Here is a 17,287-nt window from a genome sequence, read left to right as displayed (position 1 = left end):
CGATGCCCGCTTCGCTCCCGCGCGCCCGCCGGTTGCGCCGTCAGCTCGCCCGGTCGACGACCGTCTCGGCGAAGCGCACGAGCGCCTTCTTCACGGTGCCCTCGGGCAGCGGGGCGAGCGCCTCGACGGCCTCGCGGGCCCAGCGGTGCGCCTCGTCGAGCGTCGCCCTGGTCGCCTCGTGATCGCGGAGCTCGGCGACGATCGCGTCGACGGTCTCGCGCGAGGGCACCACGCGCGCCGCGAGCGTGTTCGTGTCGTGCGGGTCGCCGGCGTCGGCGGGGTCGACGAGCACCATCACGTCGCGCTCGATGCGGCGCAGCAGGTCGGCCGATGCGGCGTCGGTCTTCGCCATCTCGGCCAGCCGCAGCACGGGCAGCGTGACGACGCCGGCGCGGAGGTCGGTGCCCGGCACCTTGCCGGTGGTCTCGGGCTGCGGCGAGAGGTCGATGACGTCGTCGATGAGCTGGAACGCGATGCCGATCTTCTCGCCGAACTCGACGACGGGCTCCTCGTAGGCGGGATCGGCTCCCGAGAAGATGAGGCCCGACTGCGCGGCGGCGGCGATGAGCGATCCGGTCTTGTCTGCGAGCACCTGGATGTAGTGCTGGATGGGGTCGTCGCCCTCGCCGGGGCCGACGGTCTCGTGCAGCTGGCCGAGCACGAGGCGCTCGAACGTGCCGGCCTGCATGCGGATGGCGCGTTCGCCGAGACCGGCCATGAGCTGGCTCGCCCGCGCGAACAGCAGGTCGCCGGTGAGGATCGCGACCGAGTTGCCCCAGACGGTCTGCGCGCTCGGCACCCCTCGCCGGCGCTCCGACTCGTCCATGACGTCGTCGTGGTAGAGCGACCCGAGGTGCGTGATCTCGATCGCCTCGGCGGCCGTCACGACGTCGTCGGTGATGCCCGCGCCGAGCTGCGCGGTGAGCAGCGTCAGCATGGGGCGCACGCGCTTGCCACCGGCCTCGAGCAGGTAGCGGGTCGAGGCATCCGCGATCGAATCGGCGAAACTGACCTCGCGGACGAGACCCGCTTCGACCCGGTCGATGCCGTCGTCGATCGCTCTCGCGATCGCCTTGTCGGCGGATGACGCGAACAGGCGTTCGCTCAGACCGAGGTTCGAAGCGAGCGCGGAGCCGCGACGTGCGACCGGATGGCTCGGATTCACGATCCCGAGTCTATCGGGGTCGACCTGTGCGGCAGATCGACACGGCTGCCACGGCGAGCCCTCGCGGTCGACACGATGTCGAACCGCCGGTCAGGCCGGAATTCAGGCGAACGGCTTGCGCGCGCGGTGCAGCGCGACGATGCCGCCGGTGAGGTTGCGCCACGCCACGTCGGTGTAGCCCGTGCTGCGGATCAGCGCGGCGAGCTCGGGCTGCTCGGGCCACGCGTCGATCGACTCGTTGAGGTAGTCGTACGCGTCGTCGTTGGAGCTCGAGAGGCGCACGAGCGTCGGCATGACGTAGCGCTGGTACGCGTGGTAGCCCTGCCGGATGAGCGGTGCCGGCGGCTGCGAGAACTCGCAGATCACGAGGCGTCCGCCGGGCTTGGTGACGCGCAGGAACTCGGCGAGCGCCCGCTCGGGGCCGTCGACGTTGCGCAGGCCGAACGAGATCGTCACGGCGTCGAACTCGTCGTCTCCGAACGGCAGGTTCGTGGCGTCGGCCTCGACGAACACGAGGTTCGGGACCTTCTCCTGCCTGGCGCGGCCGACCTCGATCATGCCCGGGGAGAAGTCGGCGGCGACGACGGATGCGCCGGAGGCCGCGAGGCTCGCGCTCGACGTGCCGGTGCCCGCGGCGACGTCGAGGATGCGCTCGCCCGGCTTCGGCGCGACGGCCCGGGTCGTCGCGATGCGCCAGAGCGGCGCGTTGCCCATCGAGAGCACGGTGTTCGTGCGGTCGTACCGGGCCGCGACCCGGTCGAACATCGCCGAAACCTGCCCCGGGTCCTTGCCGAGATCTGCGCGCGTCATCCTTCGATCCTAGGCCGCGGAGGCAGTGCATGCGCTGGGAAGCATGCGCGCGGAATGCCCGAGCGGCCGGGCGCGTTGGATCCCGTGGGCCGCACCGGCCCCGAGCAGACGAGGAGCACGAATGAAGGCCATCTGGAACGGCACGGTCATCGCGGAGTCCGACGACACGGTCGTCGTGGAGGGCAACCACTACTTCCCCCGCGAGTCGATCGTCGACGCGCACTTCGCGTCGAGCGAGAACCGCAGCGTGTGCCACTGGAAGGGCACCGCGAGCTACTTCCACGTCGAGGTCGACGGATCGCGCAATCCGAACGCGGCCTGGTTCTACCCGACCCCGTCGGAGGCGGCCTCCGAGATCGCGGGCCACGTCGCGTTCTGGCGCGGCGTCGACGTCGTCGCCTGAGCGCAGGCGCGAGCGCGGGCGAGGGCGCAGCCGACGCCCGGCACCCGAGTCGTAGGCTGATCCGGTGACGAACACGGATGCCGCGCGCGAGCGCTCCCGGTCGCGCCTCGTCGTGCGCACCGAGCCGGTCGACGAACTCGCACCGCTGATCCCGCGGGCCGACCCGCGGCATCCGCTGCTCTGGATGCGCCGCGGCGAGGGCATCGTGGGGCTCGGCGAGACCCTCCGCATCGAGACGTCCGGCGTCGACCGGGTCGCCGATGCCGCAGCGGTCTGGACCGAACTCTCGACCGACGCCGACATCGACGACCGCGTTGGACTGCCCGGCACCGGGCTCGTGGCGTTCGGCGCGTTCGCGTTCGCCGACGAGTCCGCCTCGACGAGCGTGCTCGTCGTGCCCGAGCTCGTGCTCGGCCGACGCGACGGCCGCGCCTGGGTCACGCGCATCGCGCTCGCCGAGCGCGACCACGGGGCGGGCGACGAGGACGCGGGACACGACGAGGCCGGCGACGGTGATCGGCTACCCGGTCGGCGCGGCGGCGGTGACGGGCGGGCGGAGGCCGAGGCATCCGTGTCCGTCGAGATCGAGATCCCGGAGCCAGCGCCGCGCCGACGGGTGCCGCGCGTCGCGTTCGTGCCGGGCGCCGTGCCGCCCGAGCGCTACGAGGCGGCCGTGGCCGAGGCCGTGCGACGCATCGACGGCGGCGAGCTCGCGAAGGTCGTGCTCGCGCGCGAGCTCGTGGGCGAGCTGCACGAGGAGGACGGCCTGCGGGCGACGATCCACCGGCTCGCCGAGGACTACCCCGACACCTGGGTGTTCGCGGTCGACGGATTGATCGGCGCGAGCCCCGAGACGCTCGTGCGCGTCGACCATGGCACGGTCTCGGCCCGCGTGCTCGCGGGCACGTCGGCGCGGGGCGCGGGCGAGGCGTCCGACCGCGAGCGCGCGGTCGCGCTCACCGAGTCGGCGAAGGACCGGGCGGAGCACGCCCTCGCGGTCGCGAGCGCCGTGAAGCGGCTCGAGCCGCACACCGCCCGCCTCGACGCGAGCCCCGAGCCGTTCACGCTGCAGTTGCCGAACCTGTGGCACCTCGCGACCGACCTCAAGGGCACGCTCGGCGACGGTTCGAGCGCGCTGGACCTCGTGCGCGCGGTGCACCCGACGGCCGCGGTCGCCGGCACGCCGCGCCGCGTCGCGCTGTCGGTGCTGGCCGAGCTCGAGGGCTTCGACCGCGGGCGCTACGCGGGCCCGGTCGGCTGGGTCGACGGCGACGGCGACGGCGAGTGGGCGATCGCCCTGCGCTGCGCACAGGTCGACCACGACGGCACGGTGCGCGCGTACGCCGGCTGCGGCATCGTGCACGACTCCGTGCCGGCCGACGAGCTCGCCGAGACCGTCATGAAGTTCCGCCCGATCGTCGAGGCCTTCGGCGGCTGACGGGCGTCGGGTCCGAGCCGGCGGCGTCGGAGCAGAGCCCGGGCGCAAGGTCCGAGCCCGCGGCGCCGGCGCCGGTCAGCTCGCCGCGAGCCTCGCCTTCTGCTCCTCGACGTCGAAGTCGGCCTTCGGCCAGTCGAGCCGCATGCGCTCGAGCGCGTCGGTGAGCAGGTGCTGCACGGCCAGTCGCGCGTACCACTTGCGGTTCGCGGGAATGACGTACCACGGGGCATCCGTCGTCGCGGTGCGCTCGAAGACGACCTGGTAGGCCTCCTGGTACTTCGGCGCGAGCAGCCGCTCGTCGATGTCGCCCGGGTTGAACTTCCAGTGCTTGTCCGGTCGGTCGAGGCGCTCCTGCAACCGCTCGCGCTGCTCGTCGGCCGAGACGTGCAGCATGACCTTGATGATGGTCGTGCCCGTCGCGGCGAGTTCGCGCTCGAAGTCGTTGATCGCGCCGTAGCGGCGCTCGATCTCGGCGGGAGGGGCGAGTTCGCGCACCCTCCCGATCAGCACGTCCTCGTAGTGCGAGCGGTCGAACACGCCGATCATGCCCGGCTTCGGCGCCTCTTTGTGGATGCGCCAGAGGAAGTCGTGCGCGAGCTCCTCCTCGGTCGGCTTCTTGAAGCTCGCGAGCTGCACGCCCTGCGGGTCGACCGAGCCCATGACGTGCTTCACGATGCCGCCCTTGCCCGCGGTGTCCATGGCCTGCAGCACGAGCAGGATCCGCCGTTCGTCGCCGAGCCTGCTGCACGCGAACAGCTGCTCCTGCAGGTCGGCGAGCCGGGCGACGCCGTCGGCGAGCGCCTGCTCGCCCTCGGCCTTGCCGCCGTCGAATCCGGGTCGGCCGTCGGGGTCGACGTCGGCGAGCCGGAACCCGTCGCCCACCCGCAACAGGTCGATCGGGTCTGCGGTCCAGTGCGGCGCGTGGTTCATGGTCGGCTCCCCTCGCGCAGCGCTGCGCCGCGCACGGGTCCATCCTGTCGAGCGAGCGGATGTCGCGGCAAGGCCCCGATCGGTCGCGCACGCCGAGCCGCAGGGCCCGACGCTCAGCCGCTCAGCGCGGCAGCGGCACCTCGAGCAGCGAGGGACCGTCGACGGGCGCCGCGAGCGCATCGCTCAGCTCGCCCCGCGTCGTGGCCCGGGCGTAGCGCCAGCCGTAGGCGGTGGCGAGGGCGGCGAGGTCGACCGACTGCGGCGTGTACTGCACGCGGTCGAACTCGTCGGCGTCGGCCGAACCCGCGACCTCGAGCGCGTCGAAGATCGTGCCGCCGCCGTCGTTGCCGACGATGACCTGCAGCCGCGGACGGGCCTCGCCCGCGCCGAGCAGCATCGACCCGACGTCGTGCAGCAGCGTGAGGTCGCCGATGACGGCGCGCGTGACGCCCCCGCTCGCGATCGCGACGCCGAACGCGGTCGCGATCGTGCCGTCGATGCCCGCGAGCCCCCGGTTCGCGTGCACGGTGATGCGGCGCCCCGGCACCGCCCGGTCGGCGTCGCGGATGAGGCGGGATGCGCCGAAGACGAGCCGATCGTGCGGCCAGGTCGCCGCCCAGACGGCGTCGACGAGCATGCGTCGCGACACAGGCTCGCGCACCGCGGCCAGCTGCGCCTTCATGTACTCGCGCTGCGCCGCGTAGTCGGAGACGTGCCCGGTCTCGTCGACGCCGCTCATGAGGCCGAGCGTCTGCGGCAGGCCTGCGTCGATGATCGAGCGGCTCGCGTGCACCCAGCGCCCCAGCCACTCCCGCGCCTCGGGCGGCATCGGCGTCGGGGCCGGTTCGGCGTGCACGGCCCGCTCGAAGCGTCGCACGCGCCGCCCGGGGTTGTACCACTCGATGCCCGACGGGGAGACGACGATCGCCTCGACGCCCGGGCGCTGCACGAGCGCCGGCACCTCTCGCGACAGCGTCGGATGCCCGAACACCACGACCCGCTCGATGCGGTCGCCGAACCCGGGTTCGTTCAGCAACTCCCGTGCCGCGACCACGAGGTTCGGGCCGAACCTCGCGCCGCTCGTGACCTCGGCGAGCAGCGGCCATCCGCCCTCGCGTGCGAAGCGCTCGGCGGCAGGGCCCGCGCCGGCTCCGGCGACGACCACGGTTCGGGGTCCCGCCGCGATGAGCGCGCCCCTCGACTCGGCCCGGGCGCCGTCGGATGCCGCGGCTGCCGTCGAGGCCTCGGTCCACAGCTCGTCGACGGTCGGCGCCTCGTCGAGGTGCACAGCCGACGAGAGCGGCTCGGAGTACTGCAGGTTGAGGTGCACCGGCCCCGGGCCCGGATGCGCGGAGGGCTCGCCCCGTTCGTCGAGGCCGAGCGAGACGGCGACCGCCGTGCGTGCGAGTCGAGCCGCGGCATCCGCCTCGTCGTCGTCGGCCTCGGTCGGTGCGGCGACGTCGCGCTCGAGGCGCACGGCATCGGCGAAGATGCCGGGTTGCACGGTCGTCTGGTTCGATCGGATGCCGCGCAGCTCGAGCGGGCGGTCGGCCGAGCACACGATGAGCGGCACGCCGGCGTGGTGCGCCTCGAGCACGGCGGGATGCAGGTTCGCGACCGCGGTGCCCGAGGTCACGACGACCACGGCGGGCCGGCGCGACTCGATCGCGAGTCCGAGCGCGAGGAACCCGGCGCCGCGCTCGTCGATGCGCACGTGCAGCCGGATCGCCCCGACGCGCTCGAGCTCGGCCGCGGCGAGCGCGAGCGCCTGCGACCTGGAGCCGGGCGCGACGACGACGTCGCGGACGCCGGAACGCACGAAGCCCGAGAGGAGTGCGAGGGCGGATGCCGTCGCCGGACTGCGCCTGGCGCGGGAGTCGGCGCCCTCGCCCTCGCGGTCAGCCATTCGGCCGGCCGGAGGCTCCTGCCTCGCCCGTGGCGTCTGGGCCGTCGTGCCGCTTCGGCTCGCGCGCCTCGGGTCGCGCGGGCCCGCCGTCGCCCGACTCGGGCGAGTCGCCGTCGAGTTCGGCGAGCTCCTGCTCGAGGCGGCGGATGCGTTCGTCTTGATCGGCATCGGCCTGGAGCCCCCGCAGGAACTCGGGGTCGTCGTCTGGCGCGACGGTCTTGCCCGCCCGGCCCCGCCACGCACGACCGCGCCCGATGAGGAACCAGAGGATGCCGCCGATCACCGGCAGCAGGATGATGATCGCGAGCCACCAACCGCGGCTCACGCCCCGGATGCGGGAACGATCGAAGAACGCGCAGTCGGCGATCGCGTAAATCCAGAAGATCACGGCGACGATGCCGCCCACGAACCAGACGCGTACCATTCCGCCAGTCTAGGCGCGTCGGCGGTGTTCCGGCTGGGAGAGCGCTCAGGCGGCCCGACCTAGACTTGCCTGGTGAAGTCCGTGCCCGCCTGGATCTGGTACACCGCGCTGCGCATCCTGCTGTTCGCGGTGCCGCTCGTCGTGCTGCTCGTCGCCGGAGTGCCCGGCTGGATCGCCGCCCTCGTCGCCGCCCTGTTCGGGCTCAGCGCCTCGCTGCTGTTCCTGCGCCGCCCGCGCGAGTCGATGTCGAACGACCTCTACGCGGTGCGCCACCGCGAGACGCCCCTCGTGCATGAGGACGACGCCGAAGAGGATGCCGCGATCGACGCCGACACGACGACCAGGCCCACCGCCGAGTAGCGCCCACCGCCGAGCAGGCCCACCGCCGAATAGGCCGGGCCGGCCCGTCAGAGGGCGATCGCGAGCCCCAGCCCGATGCCGTACGCCAGCGCGGTGAAGCTCGAGAGCTGCAGCGCGAGGATCAGCTCGCGCGGCGTCTTCGCCGTGATGACGATGAGGCACGCGGGCAGCGCCAGCAGCAGCGCGAAGAACACCAGCACCGCCGTCGGGTAGAACAGGGCCAGCACGCCCACGATCGCGAACGGCAGGAGCATGAAGGCCGTGAACAGGATGCGGCCCCCGATCGGGCCGACGAGCACCGCGAGGGTGCGCTTGCCCGCGAGGCGGTCCTGCTCGATGTCGCGCAGGTTGTTCGCCATGAGCACGGCGCACGCGAGCAGGCCGACCCCGACGCCGCCGAGCCAGGCCTCGAGGTTCACGGTGAGCGCCTGCACGAACGCCGAACCGGCTGTGGCGACGAGCCCGAAGAAGATGAAGACGAAGAGCTCGCCGAGGCCGGCGTAGCCGTAGGGGCGCTTGCCGCCTGTGTAGAACCAGGCCGCGACGATGGCGACCGCGCCGACGGCGATCAGCCACCATTGCTGCGTGATGACCGTCAGCGCGAGGCCCGCGAGCGCGGCGACGCCGAAGAACGCGAGCGCGACGCCGAGCACGACCTTGGGGTTCACGAGGCCGGACGCGGTGAGCCGGGCGGGCCCCACCCGGTGGTCGTCGGTGCCGCGGATACCGTCGGAGTAGTCGTTGGCGTAGTTCACGCCGATCTGCAGGGCGAGCGCGACGACGAGCGCGAGCACGAACCGGGTCGGGTGCCACGCCACGTCGTCAGGGATCGCGACGGCTCCGGCACCCGTGCCGAGGGCGACGGGCGCGATGGCGAGCGGCAGCGTGCGCAGGCGTGCACCGGCGATCCAGTCGCGCGGGGTCAGGCGCGTGCGCGCGGCCAGCGCCGGGCCGGCCTTCGCCGCCGCGGCCGCCCTCGCCGGGTTGCCGGATCGACCGTTCGTCTTCGCCGGCTTGGCGATGGGCTTCGCGGTCGACTTCGCGTCGGCCTGGTTCATGCGCTGGGGGTTCGGGCGTGCCACACCCACATGCTAATTCGGGTTTCCTATGACCCGGCTCGGGGTTCGGGCCGCGCGTGCGGTTCCGGATGCCTCGGGCGGCCGCCGCGCGACCGCCGACCTCACTCGGCGAGCTGTGCGGCGATCGCGCGGCGGTCGGGCTTGCCCGACGCGAGCAGCGGCATGCGCTCGAGCACGAGCAGGCGCACCGGGCGCCCGGCCGGCGGCAGCCCCGCTGCGTCCGTCGCGGCGGCGAGCCCGGCGAGGTCGTCGGACGCCGGGGTCTCGGAGGGCGCGCTCCGCCCGACGGATGCCGCGGCATCCGCTCGCTCGACGACCACCGCCGGGCGTTCGCCCCACTCGGCGTCGGCCACGGGCAGCACGACGGCGCCCGCGTACCCGGCGACGGAGCGCACGGCGCGCTCGACCTCGCCGAGGGCGACCTTGACGCCGCCCGAGATGATCACGTCGTCGGCGCGGCCCGTGATGCGCAGGCGGTCGGGCCACGTCCTTCCGGGACCGAGTTCGGGAGCGGGCTCGGGGTCGGGGTCGGGCACGAGCTCGCCGAGGTCGCCGGTGCGGTACCAGCGCGTGCCGTCGGCGTCGGCCGTGAAGGCGCGTGCGGTGCGGTCGGAGTCGTCGAGGTATCCGGTCGCGAGGCTCGGGCCGCTGAGCTGCACCTCGCCGTCGACGATGCGCACGCCGACGCCCGGCAACGCGCGTCCGTCGTAGACGCAGCCGCCCGCGGTCTCGCTGGAGCCGTAGGTACGGTGCACGCGGGCGCCGAGTTCGGCGGCTCGCTCGACGAGGCCGGCGGGCGCGGCCTGCCCGCCGAGCAGGATGGCCTCGAACGACCCGAGCGCGGCGCGAACACCCCGGTCGTCGGCCGCGGCCTCGACGAGCCGGGCGAGCTGCACCGGCACGAGCGAGGTGAACCACGGCAGGTCGGGGTCCATGGTGCGGGCGGTCTCGACGAAGGCCTTCGGCGTGAACCCGCCCTCGGGCATGACCGCCGGCGCCGTGCCCGCGACGAGCGAGCGCACGAGCACCTGGATGCCGGCGATGTAGGTCGCGGGCAGCGCGAGGAGCCACTGGCCATGGGTGCCTCCGAACCAGCGCTCGGTCGCGAACGCGCTCGCGCGCAGCGCGGCCCCGGTGAGCATGACGCGCTTCGGGGCATCCGTCGATCCGCTCGTCTCGACGACCACCGCGATGTCGTCGGGCACGAAGCCGGCGACGAGCTGTTCGGACGCGGGTTCCTCCGCGCCGGCGACGGGCAGCACCGCGGGAGCGCCCGCCTCGAAGAACAGCGCCTGGCGAAGCTGCGCGGTGAACGCCGGCAGGTCGCCCGCCGGCACCCGGAGAAGCGGTTTCATCGCGGCATCCGGAACCTCATCGACCGGTTACCCGTAACCGGCATCAGTAGTGCCAGGGGTATGGGCCCCAGTCGGGGTCGCGCTTCTCGAGGAACGAGTCGCGACCCTCGACGGCCTCGTCGGTGCCGTAGGCCAGGCGCGTCGCCTCGCCCGCGAACACCTGCTGGCCCACCATGCCGTCGTCGACCGCGTTGAACGCGAACTTCAGCATGCGGATCGCCGTGGGCGACTTGGTGAGGATCGTGCGGGCCATCGCGATCGCCTCGCGCTCGAGCTCGGCGTGCGGCACGACCCGGTTCACCGCGCCCATCTCGTAGGCGCGGTCGGCCGAGTACTCCTCGGCGAGGAAGAAGACCTCGCGCGCGAACTTCTGCCCGATCTGGCGGGCGAAGTACGCGCTGCCGTAGCCGGCGTCGAAGCTGCCGACGTCGGCGTCGGTCTGCTTGAACCGCCCGTGCTCGCGGCTCGCGATCGTCAGGTCGCAGACGACGTGCAGCGAGTGCCCGCCGCCGGCCGCCCACCCCGGCACGACCGCGATGACGACCTTCGGCATGAAGCGGATGAGCCGCTGCACCTCGAGGATGTGCAGGCGCCCCGTGCTCGCGGCCGCGGCCGGGTCGCGCACGACGTTCGCCTCGTCGGCCGAGTACTGGTAGCCGTCGCGCCCGCGGATGCGCTGGTCGCCGCCCGAGCAGAACGCCCAGCCGCCGTCCTTCGCGCTCGGGCCGTTGCCGGTCAGCAGCACGACGCCGATGCGCGGGTTCGTACGGGCGTCTTCGAGCGCCCGGTACAGCTCGTCGACCGTGTGCGGCCGGAACGCGTTGCGCACCTCGGGCCGGTCGAACGCGATGCGCGCGATGCGCCCGTCGTTCGAGTGGTGGTAGGTGAGGTCGGTCAGGCCCTCGGGGCCCGAGATCGCGGATGCCGCGTCGACCCACTCGCACGCATCGAACAGTTCGGAAACGCTCACCAGACCAGCCTAACGATCCCCGCCCTACGCACGACGACACAGGACCTGCGGCTCGCGCGGTCGCGCCCTACCCTTGGGAGGTGACCACGACGACGCGCGCCCTCGGCGCCTCCGCAGCCCTGCTCCTCGCCCTCGCCCTGGCCGCGTGCGCGCCCGCCGACGGGGGCGGCACCGAGCAGCCGACGGCGTCGGCATCCGACTCCGCCGCCGGCTCCGACGGCGAGTGCGCCGGAGTCGAGGTCGTCGTCGAGCTGCCCGCCGACCTCGACGTCGCAGACTCGCCCGCCGGCACGACCTGCGTCGCAGCCGACGCACCGATCCTCGCGAGCGACGCCGTCGCCGAGGCCGGCCTCACCACCGAGGGCACCGACGAGTACGGCGACCAGGTCGTGTGCCGCGTGAACGGCGTTCCCGCCGAGGACTTCGCGCTGCCCGCCGAAGACGGCACCGACTACTTCGAGACCTGCGCCTCGATGCCCGCCGCGTTCGCGTACTGGTCGCTCTGGACCAAGCCCGTCGACGGCGAGTGGGGCTACGCCGAGGAGGGTCTCGCCACGCTCGAGGTCTCGCCCGGCGAGCGCATCGCGCTGCTCTTCACGGTGAACGGCGAGCCGGCCGCACCGAGCGCGTGAGCGTCGACCCGACCTCATGAGCATCCGGCCCGCACCCCTGCGAACCGCGGCGATCCTCGCCGCCGGCTTCGTGGGGGTGCGGGTCGTCTACCGGGTGCTGTTCCACGGGGCCGACGGCAGCGGCCCCGTGGTGCTGCCGCTCCCCGAGATCCAGCTGCCACGCCCGTTCTCGCACGTCGTGCTGCTCGGGCCCGCGACGGTCGACGGCCTCGCGGATGCCGCGGCGAGCGCCGTGCCGATCGCGCTCGCGATCCTCGCGTTCGGCGTGCTGAACGCCGTGCTCGACGTGCCGCGACTGCTCGCGCGCGGAGCCGGGCGCGGACCGCTGCGAGGCGTCGCCCGCACGCTCGCCGTGGCCTGGGCCGGGCTCCCCGCCCTCGCCGACGCGGTGCGCAGGGTGCGGTTCGCGCAACGGCTCAAGGGCGAACGGTCGGGCCCGCGCCTGCTCGCCCCCGTGCTCGAGCGCACGCTCGAACGCGCGACCGCCGTCGCTGCGGCGCTCGAGCTCCGCGGACTCGCGGGGCACCCGGTCGACGGGGTCTGCGAGCGGCCGGTGCAGGCCCGCTCGCTCGGGATCTCCCACCGAGGTTCGGCCGCCGAGCTCGTCGTGCCCGAGCTCGACCTCGCGCCGGGAACGCTCGCGCTCGTCACCGGGGCGACCGGAAGCGGGAAGTCCACGCTGCTGCGCACCCTCGCCGGACTGCACGAGCATGTCGACGGCGGCACGACCCGTGGCGAACTGCTCGTGGTCGGCCACGACCGAGCTGCCACTCCCCCTCGCGACGCGGCTCGCACCGTCGGCGTCGTGCTGCAGCATCCGCGCGAGGGGTTCGCCACCGAGCGGGTCGACCACGAGCTCGGACTGACGCTCGAGCTCCGGGGCGTCGACCCCGTGATCGTCAGGGCGCGCGTCGACGAGATCGCGGCGCGGGTCGGCATCCGCTCGCTGCTCGATCGCGAGCTGCGCGGGCTCTCGGCCGGAGAGGCGACGCTCGTCGCGATCGCGGCGGCCATCGCCGAGCATCCGATCCTGCTCATCGTCGACGAACCGCTGGCCGACCTCGACGTGAGCGCCCGGGCCCGCATCGTCGCGCTCCTCGACGCGCTCGCGCACGAGGCGGGCATCTGCGTGGTCGTGGCCGAGCACCGCGCGGCGGAGTTCGCGGCGAGCGCCGACCTGCGGCTCGAGGTCGCCGACGGCATCCTGCACGCGGTCGACGGCGGAACCGAGCGATCGACTGCGCGGGGGGCCGCCCTGCCGCTCGCGGATGCTGCGCAGGCCGCCCTGCCGCTCGCGGATGCGGCGCAGGCCGAGCCCCTCGGGGTGCACCCGGCGCATCCGCACGGCGCACCGACCGCGGCGCCCGCGCCCGCGCCCGCCGGGCCCGACGACGTGCTGCTCCGCGTACGCGGCCTCAGCGTGCAGCGGGGTGCGACGCGTGCGGTCGACGCCGTCAGCCTCGACCTCGCCGCCGGTGAGATCGTGGCGCTCACGGGCCCGAACGGCGCAGGCAAGTCGAGCCTGCTGGTCGCGCTCGCGACCGGGAACTCCGCCGCCGTGACGACCTTCCGCCCGGCCACGACGCCTGCGCGGCCCGCCGCGAGAAGCGTCGCCCGGCGAAACGTCGTGGCGGCGCGCGGGTTCGGGATCGCGCTCGTGCCCGATGCATCCGACGACCTGTTCTCGGCCACGACCGTCGCGGCCGAGTGCGGGCGAACCGATCGGCGGGCTCGGGCGCCGCACGGCACGACCGCGGCACGACTCGCGGCGTTCCTCGGCCTCGACTCCGACTCGGCGGCGTTCGCCGACCGTCTCGGCCGCCACCCGCGCGACCTCTCGGCGGGCGAGCGCCGGTGCCTGGCGATCGCGATCCAGTCGGCGGGCGAGCCCAGCGTGCTGCTCGTCGACGAACCGACCCGCGGACTCGACCCCGCCGCGCGGGAGGTCGTCGCAGCCGCCCTCGTGCGCGAGGCCGCGCGCGGGGCGGCCGTGCTCGTGGCCGCGCACGACGCGGACTTCGTCGCCGCGGTCGCGGATCGCGTGCTGCCGATGTCTGCGGGCCGTCTCGGCCCCGAGCTGCTGCCCGCGCGACCCTCGCACCGGACGGCGTCCGCGCCGTCGGCCGCCTCCGACGCATCCGCGACCTCCACGGCCTTCGCCGCTACGGCCGCCGCCGCATCCGCCACCCCGGCCGCTGCCTCCGGCACGCCCGACGCTCCCGGCGCATCCGCAACGACGCACGCGAAGCGCCCATCGGCCGGGGCGTCACCGGCGGGCGCATCGGCTCGGCGTGCGGCACGCGGCATCCGCTCGCTCCGATCGCCGTCGCACGCGAGCGCGCTCGCACCGACGGTCGCCCTGGCCGTCGCGAACCTCGTGGCCCTCGCGGCCTTCACCTGGCCGCTGGTGGCGACGGCGCTGCCCGAGCAGGCGAGCGCAGCCGTGCCCGTCGCGGCGCTCGCCCTCGCACCGCTCGCCGCACTCGTCGTGCTCGCCGCGCTCGACGGCTCCGTGCGCAGCGCCCACACGCTCGCCCTGCTCGGCACGTTGGCCGCGATCGGCGCGGCCGTGCGCATCGCGGGAACGGGCGTGGGCGGCGTCGAGGCCGTGTTCGTGCTGCTGATCCTCGCCGGGCGCGCATTCGGACCGCGGTTCGGGCTGCTGCTCGGCCTGCTCACGATCGCGCTCTCGACCATCGTGACCGGCACGTTCGGGCCGTGGACGCCGTTCCAGATGTTCGCGTGCGCGTGGGTCGGGGCGGGAGCCGGCCTGCTGCCCCGACGGATGCCCGGCCGCCGCGGCCTGCACGGAGAGCGGATGCCGCGGCGCGCCGAGGTCGCCATGCTCGCCGTCTACGGGGTGCTCGCCTCGTACGCGTTCGGCCTCATCATGAACCTGTGGTTCTGGCCGTTCGCGGTCGGCACGGCGACCGGCATCGCCTACGAGCCGGGAGCCCCGCTCGGGCAGAACCTCTCGAGCTTCCTGCTGTACTCGCTCGTGACGTCGTCGCTCACGTGGGACACGCTGCGCGCGGTCACGACGGTCGTCGGCCTCGCCGTCATCGGCGGTGCCGTGCTCGCGTCGCTGCGCCGGGCGAAGCCTGTCGGCGCGGGCTCGCCGCGTTCGCCGAGGCGGTCGGCCGACGCACCGGCGGACCGCCTGGTCACCGCGCCGACGCGTCGCTGACCGCTTCCGCCTCGCGGGCCTCGGGCGCCGGCGTCACGCGTACCCCGGCGATGCGCCGGCGGTCGAGCGCGGTGACGCGGATGCCGGCTCCCGGCACCTCGATCGTGTCGCCCACGACCGCGAGCCTGCCGAGCCGCTCGGTCACGAATCCGGCGATCGTGTCGGACGAGCCGCGCGGCAGGTCGAGCCCGGTGACCGCCTCGAAGTCCGCGAGGTTGAGGCGCCCGTCGAGCTCGTCGCCCACGGCCGGCGGCAGGGCGGCGGTGTCGTACTCGTCGAAGATCTCGCCGACCACCTCCTCGACCAGGTCCTCGAGCGTGACGATGCCGTCGGTGCCGCCGTACTCGTCGACGACCACGGCGATGTGGTGGCCCTCCGCGCGCAGTCGCGTGAGCGTCGGCAGGACGCCGGCGGTCGACGGCAGGTACGAGATCGGGCGCACGAGTCGCTCCACCGAGCCGTCGGGATCGACCGCGGAGGCGTCGAGGAGGTCGCGCACGTGCACGAACCCGGTGATGTCGTCGATCGAGCGGTCCACGACCGGGTAGCGCGAGAACGGCAGCTCGCGCGCCTGCGCCGCGGAGTCGGCGATGCTCGCCGTGCGGTCGAGGGCGACCACCTCGGGGCGCGGCCGCATGACCTCGCTGATCTGCCGCCCCCGGAGCGAGAGCACGTCGTCGAGGATGCGGCGCTCGTCGTCGGGCAGCCCCTGGTGCGTGGCGACGATGTCGCGGATCTCCTCCTCGCTCATCTCGTCGCCGGTCTTGTGCGGGTCGGCGCCGAGCAGCCTGACCAGCGCGTTCGTCGAGACCGAGAGCAGCCAGATGACCGGGCGCATGACCTTCGCGAACCCGTCGAGCACGGGAGCGACCGCGTAGGCGAACTGCGCGTTGCGCTGGATGGCGAGCCGCTTCGGCACGAGTTCGCCGAGCACCAGCGACAGGTAGGCGATGACGAGCGTGAGCAGCACCGTGGCGAGCGTCATCGCGAGCTGCGGCTCGAGGCCCCAGAGCTCGAACAGCGGCGAGACCGACGGCGCGATCGAGGTCGCACCGTACGCGGCCGAGGCGAAGCCCGCGACCGTCACGCCGATCTGCACGGCGGAGAGGAACGTGTTGGGGTTGCGCGCGAGCGCCGCGACCTTGGCGCCGCGGCGACCGCGTGCGGCGATCGCGTTGATCTGGCTCTCGCGGAGGGTGACGAGCGCCATCTCGGTCGCCGCGAACACCCCGCCGATCAGGACGAACACGACGACGAGGGCGACGTTCCAGAGCAGGTCGCCCATCAGCGGCGCTTCTCGGCGGGCGTCCGGCCCGAGGCGGTGGCACTCGCGGCATCGGTGCCAGCGACCGGCGCGGCATCGGTGTCTGCGGCCGCCGAGGCATCCGTGTCGGCGGTGGACGCGGCATCCGTGGCGGCAGCGCTGACCTCGACGGCCGGCCCGCCGGGCAGGTGACCCGCACCACGGCCGCCGCGCGTCTTCAACAGGCTGGCGACGGTCGCGACCGCGATGGTGGCGCCGATGAACGTCAGCGAGAACCAGATCGGGATCTCGGGCGCCCACAGTATGGGCTCGCCGCCGTTGACGAAGGGCAGCTCGTTGACGTGCATGGCGTGCAGCACGAGCTTCACGCCGATGAAGGCGAGGATGACGGCGAGGCCCTGCGCGAGGTAGACGAGGCGCTCGAGCAGCCCGCCGATGAGGAAGTACAGCTGACGCAGGCCCATGAGCGCGAACGCGTTCGCGGTGAAGACGAGGTACGCCTCCTCGGTGAGGCCGTAGATGGCGGGGATCGAGTCGACCGCGAAGATGAGGTCGACGAAGCCGATCGCGACGATGACCAGCAGCATCGGGGTGACGAAGCGACGGCCGTCCTTCTTGACGGTCAGCCGATCGCCGTTGTACTCGTCGCTCACCGGCAGCATGCGGCGGACGAACCGCATGAAGCGGCCGTCGGCCGGGTTGGCGTCGCCGTGCGCGAAGGCCTGCCGGTACGCGAGCACCAGCAGCAGCGCGCCGAAGAGGTAGAAGATCCACGAGAAGTTCGAGATCAGGGTCGCGCCGACGGCGATGAAGGCGCCCCGAAGCACGAGCGCGATGACGATGCCGATCATGAGCACCTTCTGCTGGTAGATCTTCGGCACCGCGAAGCCGGTCATCACGATGAGGAACACGAAGAGGTTGTCGATCGACAGCGCCTTCTCGGTGAGGTACCCGGCGAAGTACTCGCCGCCGTACGTCCAGCCGGAGACCACGCCGACGCCGACGCCGAACAGCACGGCGAGGCCGATGTAGAACGCCGACCAGCGGGCCGACTCGCCGATCGACGGCTCGTGGGGCTTGCGCACGTGCGCGAAGAACTCGTAGACGAAGAAGGCGATCGTGACCGCGATCGTGATGATCCACACGAGGGGGGTGACGTTCAAACGGGAGCTCCAGACCTTTGGCGTCGCTGACGACGTCAAGGTCTTCTCCATCCTCGTGCACGAGGACCGGTCGTCCGGGATGCGCCCTGCATCCGTAATGACGAGCCGACCGTGTCGGAGTACTCCCTTGGTGGTGCGAGCCTACGGGCGCAGGGCGAGCGTTTCCTGAGAGGATGCCGCGTGCCGCACGATCCGGGGTCG

15 protein-coding genes are annotated in these 17,287 nt (G+C 73.4%); 5 read left to right on the top strand and 10 right to left on the bottom strand.

Translation table 11 applies throughout. The features are described 5' to 3' along the window. Positions 1–40: 40 nt before the first annotated feature. The gene (locus ACFVS8_RS08600) at positions 41–1,165 is read right to left on the bottom strand and encodes a polyprenyl synthetase family protein (protein ID WP_387060298.1); all 1,125 of its coding nucleotides are present in this window, start codon (positions 1,163–1,165) and stop codon (positions 41–43) included. Positions 1,166–1,267: 102 nt separating this feature from the next. Continuing rightward, the gene (locus ACFVS8_RS08595; RefSeq protein ID WP_387060295.1) at positions 1,268–1,975 is read right to left on the bottom strand and encodes a class I SAM-dependent methyltransferase; all 708 of its coding nucleotides are present in this window, start codon (positions 1,973–1,975) and stop codon (positions 1,268–1,270) included. 121 nt (positions 1,976–2,096) lie between these two features. Here ACFVS8_RS08595 and ACFVS8_RS08590 point away from each other — a divergent pair, with 121 nt between their 5' ends. Continuing rightward, positions 2,097–2,378, top strand: coding sequence for a DUF427 domain-containing protein (locus tag ACFVS8_RS08590; RefSeq protein ID WP_387060292.1), 282 nt, complete (start codon positions 2,097–2,099; stop codon positions 2,376–2,378). Between the two features lie 64 nt (positions 2,379–2,442). Then, the gene (locus ACFVS8_RS08585; RefSeq protein ID WP_387060289.1) at positions 2,443–3,816 is read left to right on the top strand and encodes an isochorismate synthase MenF; all 1,374 of its coding nucleotides are present in this window, start codon (positions 2,443–2,445) and stop codon (positions 3,814–3,816) included. A gap of 75 nt (positions 3,817–3,891) precedes the next feature. On the opposite strand, the gene ACFVS8_RS08580 is transcribed toward ACFVS8_RS08585, so the two are convergent. The 3 genes from ACFVS8_RS08580 to ACFVS8_RS08570 form a co-directional block, all read right to left on the bottom strand. Next, the gene (locus tag ACFVS8_RS08580; protein WP_387060287.1) at positions 3,892–4,746 is read right to left on the bottom strand and encodes a polyphosphate kinase 2 family protein; all 855 of its coding nucleotides are present in this window, start codon (positions 4,744–4,746) and stop codon (positions 3,892–3,894) included. Between the two features lie 121 nt (positions 4,747–4,867). Continuing rightward, the gene (gene menD, locus ACFVS8_RS08575; protein WP_387060285.1) at positions 4,868–6,652 is read right to left on the bottom strand and encodes a 2-succinyl-5-enolpyruvyl-6-hydroxy-3-cyclohexene-1-carboxylic-acid synthase; all 1,785 of its coding nucleotides are present in this window, start codon (positions 6,650–6,652) and stop codon (positions 4,868–4,870) included. After that, positions 6,645–7,076 (bottom strand): PLD nuclease N-terminal domain-containing protein, encoded by a 432-nt coding sequence (locus ACFVS8_RS08570; protein ID WP_387060282.1) that lies wholly within the window; start codon positions 7,074–7,076, stop codon positions 6,645–6,647. Before ACFVS8_RS08570 ends, menD begins: the two co-directional genes overlap by 8 nt. 72 nt (positions 7,077–7,148) lie before the next feature. Between ACFVS8_RS08570 and ACFVS8_RS08565 the strand changes: the two genes are divergently transcribed. Beyond that, the gene (locus ACFVS8_RS08565) at positions 7,149–7,436 is read left to right on the top strand and encodes a DUF4229 domain-containing protein (RefSeq protein WP_387060279.1); all 288 of its coding nucleotides are present in this window, start codon (positions 7,149–7,151) and stop codon (positions 7,434–7,436) included. A 47-nt stretch (positions 7,437–7,483) separates the two neighbouring features. Here the strand turns inward: ACFVS8_RS08565 and ACFVS8_RS08560 are convergent, their stop codons facing one another. The 3 genes from ACFVS8_RS08560 to ACFVS8_RS08550 form a co-directional block, all read right to left on the bottom strand. Continuing rightward, positions 7,484–8,494 (bottom strand): 1,4-dihydroxy-2-naphthoate polyprenyltransferase, encoded by a 1,011-nt coding sequence (locus ACFVS8_RS08560; RefSeq protein WP_387061195.1) that lies wholly within the window; start codon positions 8,492–8,494, stop codon positions 7,484–7,486. A gap of 122 nt (positions 8,495–8,616) precedes the next feature. After that, entirely contained in the window at positions 8,617–9,870 is a 1,254-nt protein-coding gene (locus ACFVS8_RS08555) for an AMP-binding protein (protein ID WP_387060277.1), read from the bottom strand. Between the two features lie 43 nt (positions 9,871–9,913). Next, a complete protein-coding gene (locus ACFVS8_RS08550) occupies positions 9,914–10,840 on the bottom strand; it encodes a 1,4-dihydroxy-2-naphthoyl-CoA synthase (protein WP_387060274.1) in 927 nt (308 codons plus the stop codon). Positions 10,841–10,920: 80 nt separating this feature from the next. Between ACFVS8_RS08550 and ACFVS8_RS08545 the strand changes: the two genes are divergently transcribed. Next, entirely contained in the window at positions 10,921–11,472 is a 552-nt protein-coding gene (locus ACFVS8_RS08545; RefSeq protein WP_387060271.1) for a hypothetical protein, read from the top strand. Between the two features lie 16 nt (positions 11,473–11,488). Continuing rightward, entirely contained in the window at positions 11,489–14,659 is a 3,171-nt protein-coding gene (locus ACFVS8_RS08540) for an ATP-binding cassette domain-containing protein (RefSeq protein ID WP_387060268.1), read from the top strand. On the opposite strand, the gene ACFVS8_RS08535 is transcribed toward ACFVS8_RS08540, so the two are convergent. Together ACFVS8_RS08535 and ACFVS8_RS08530 are read right to left on the bottom strand one after the other, a co-directional pair. Further along, positions 14,637–15,944, bottom strand: a complete 1,308-nt coding sequence (locus tag ACFVS8_RS08535; RefSeq protein ID WP_387060265.1) for a hemolysin family protein — start codon at positions 15,942–15,944, stop codon at positions 14,637–14,639. The genes ACFVS8_RS08540 and ACFVS8_RS08535 overlap by 23 nt on opposite strands. Then, entirely contained in the window at positions 15,944–17,086 is a 1,143-nt protein-coding gene (locus ACFVS8_RS08530; RefSeq protein WP_387060263.1) for a TerC family protein, read from the bottom strand. Before ACFVS8_RS08530 ends, ACFVS8_RS08535 begins: the two co-directional genes overlap by 1 nt. Positions 17,087–17,287 lie beyond the last annotated feature (201 nt).

Origin of the sequence: Agromyces sp. NPDC058110 (genome assembly GCF_042884735.1) — a bacterium.
GTDB lineage: Bacteria > Actinomycetota > Actinomycetes > Actinomycetales > Microbacteriaceae > Agromyces.
The sequence above is the reverse complement of the archived record's forward strand: the minus strand, read 5'-3'. Positions and strand labels throughout refer to the sequence as shown.

Excerpts from the sequence above, each read along its gene's own strand:
- ACFVS8_RS08595 (WP_387060295.1), bottom strand. The coding sequence starts at position 1,975 with ATGACGCGCGCAGATCTCGGCAAGGACCCGGGGCAGGTTTCGGCGATG.
- ACFVS8_RS08590 (WP_387060292.1), top strand. The coding sequence starts at position 2,097 with ATGAAGGCCATCTGGAACGGCACGGTCATCGCGGAGTCCGACGACACG.
- ACFVS8_RS08580 (WP_387060287.1), bottom strand. The coding sequence starts at position 4,746 with ATGAACCACGCGCCGCACTGGACCGCAGACCCGATCGACCTGTTGCGG.
- menD (WP_387060285.1), bottom strand. The coding sequence starts at position 6,652 with ATGGCTGACCGCGAGGGCGAGGGCGCCGACTCCCGCGCCAGGCGCAGT.
- ACFVS8_RS08570 (WP_387060282.1), bottom strand. The coding sequence starts at position 7,076 with ATGGTACGCGTCTGGTTCGTGGGCGGCATCGTCGCCGTGATCTTCTGG.
- ACFVS8_RS08560 (WP_387061195.1), bottom strand. The coding sequence starts at position 8,494 with ATGAACCAGGCCGACGCGAAGTCGACCGCGAAGCCCATCGCCAAGCCG.
- ACFVS8_RS08555 (WP_387060277.1), bottom strand. The coding sequence starts at position 9,870 with ATGAAACCGCTTCTCCGGGTGCCGGCGGGCGACCTGCCGGCGTTCACC.
- ACFVS8_RS08540 (WP_387060268.1), top strand. The coding sequence starts at position 11,489 with ATGAGCATCCGGCCCGCACCCCTGCGAACCGCGGCGATCCTCGCCGCC.
- ACFVS8_RS08535 (WP_387060265.1), bottom strand. The coding sequence starts at position 15,944 with ATGGGCGACCTGCTCTGGAACGTCGCCCTCGTCGTCGTGTTCGTCCTG.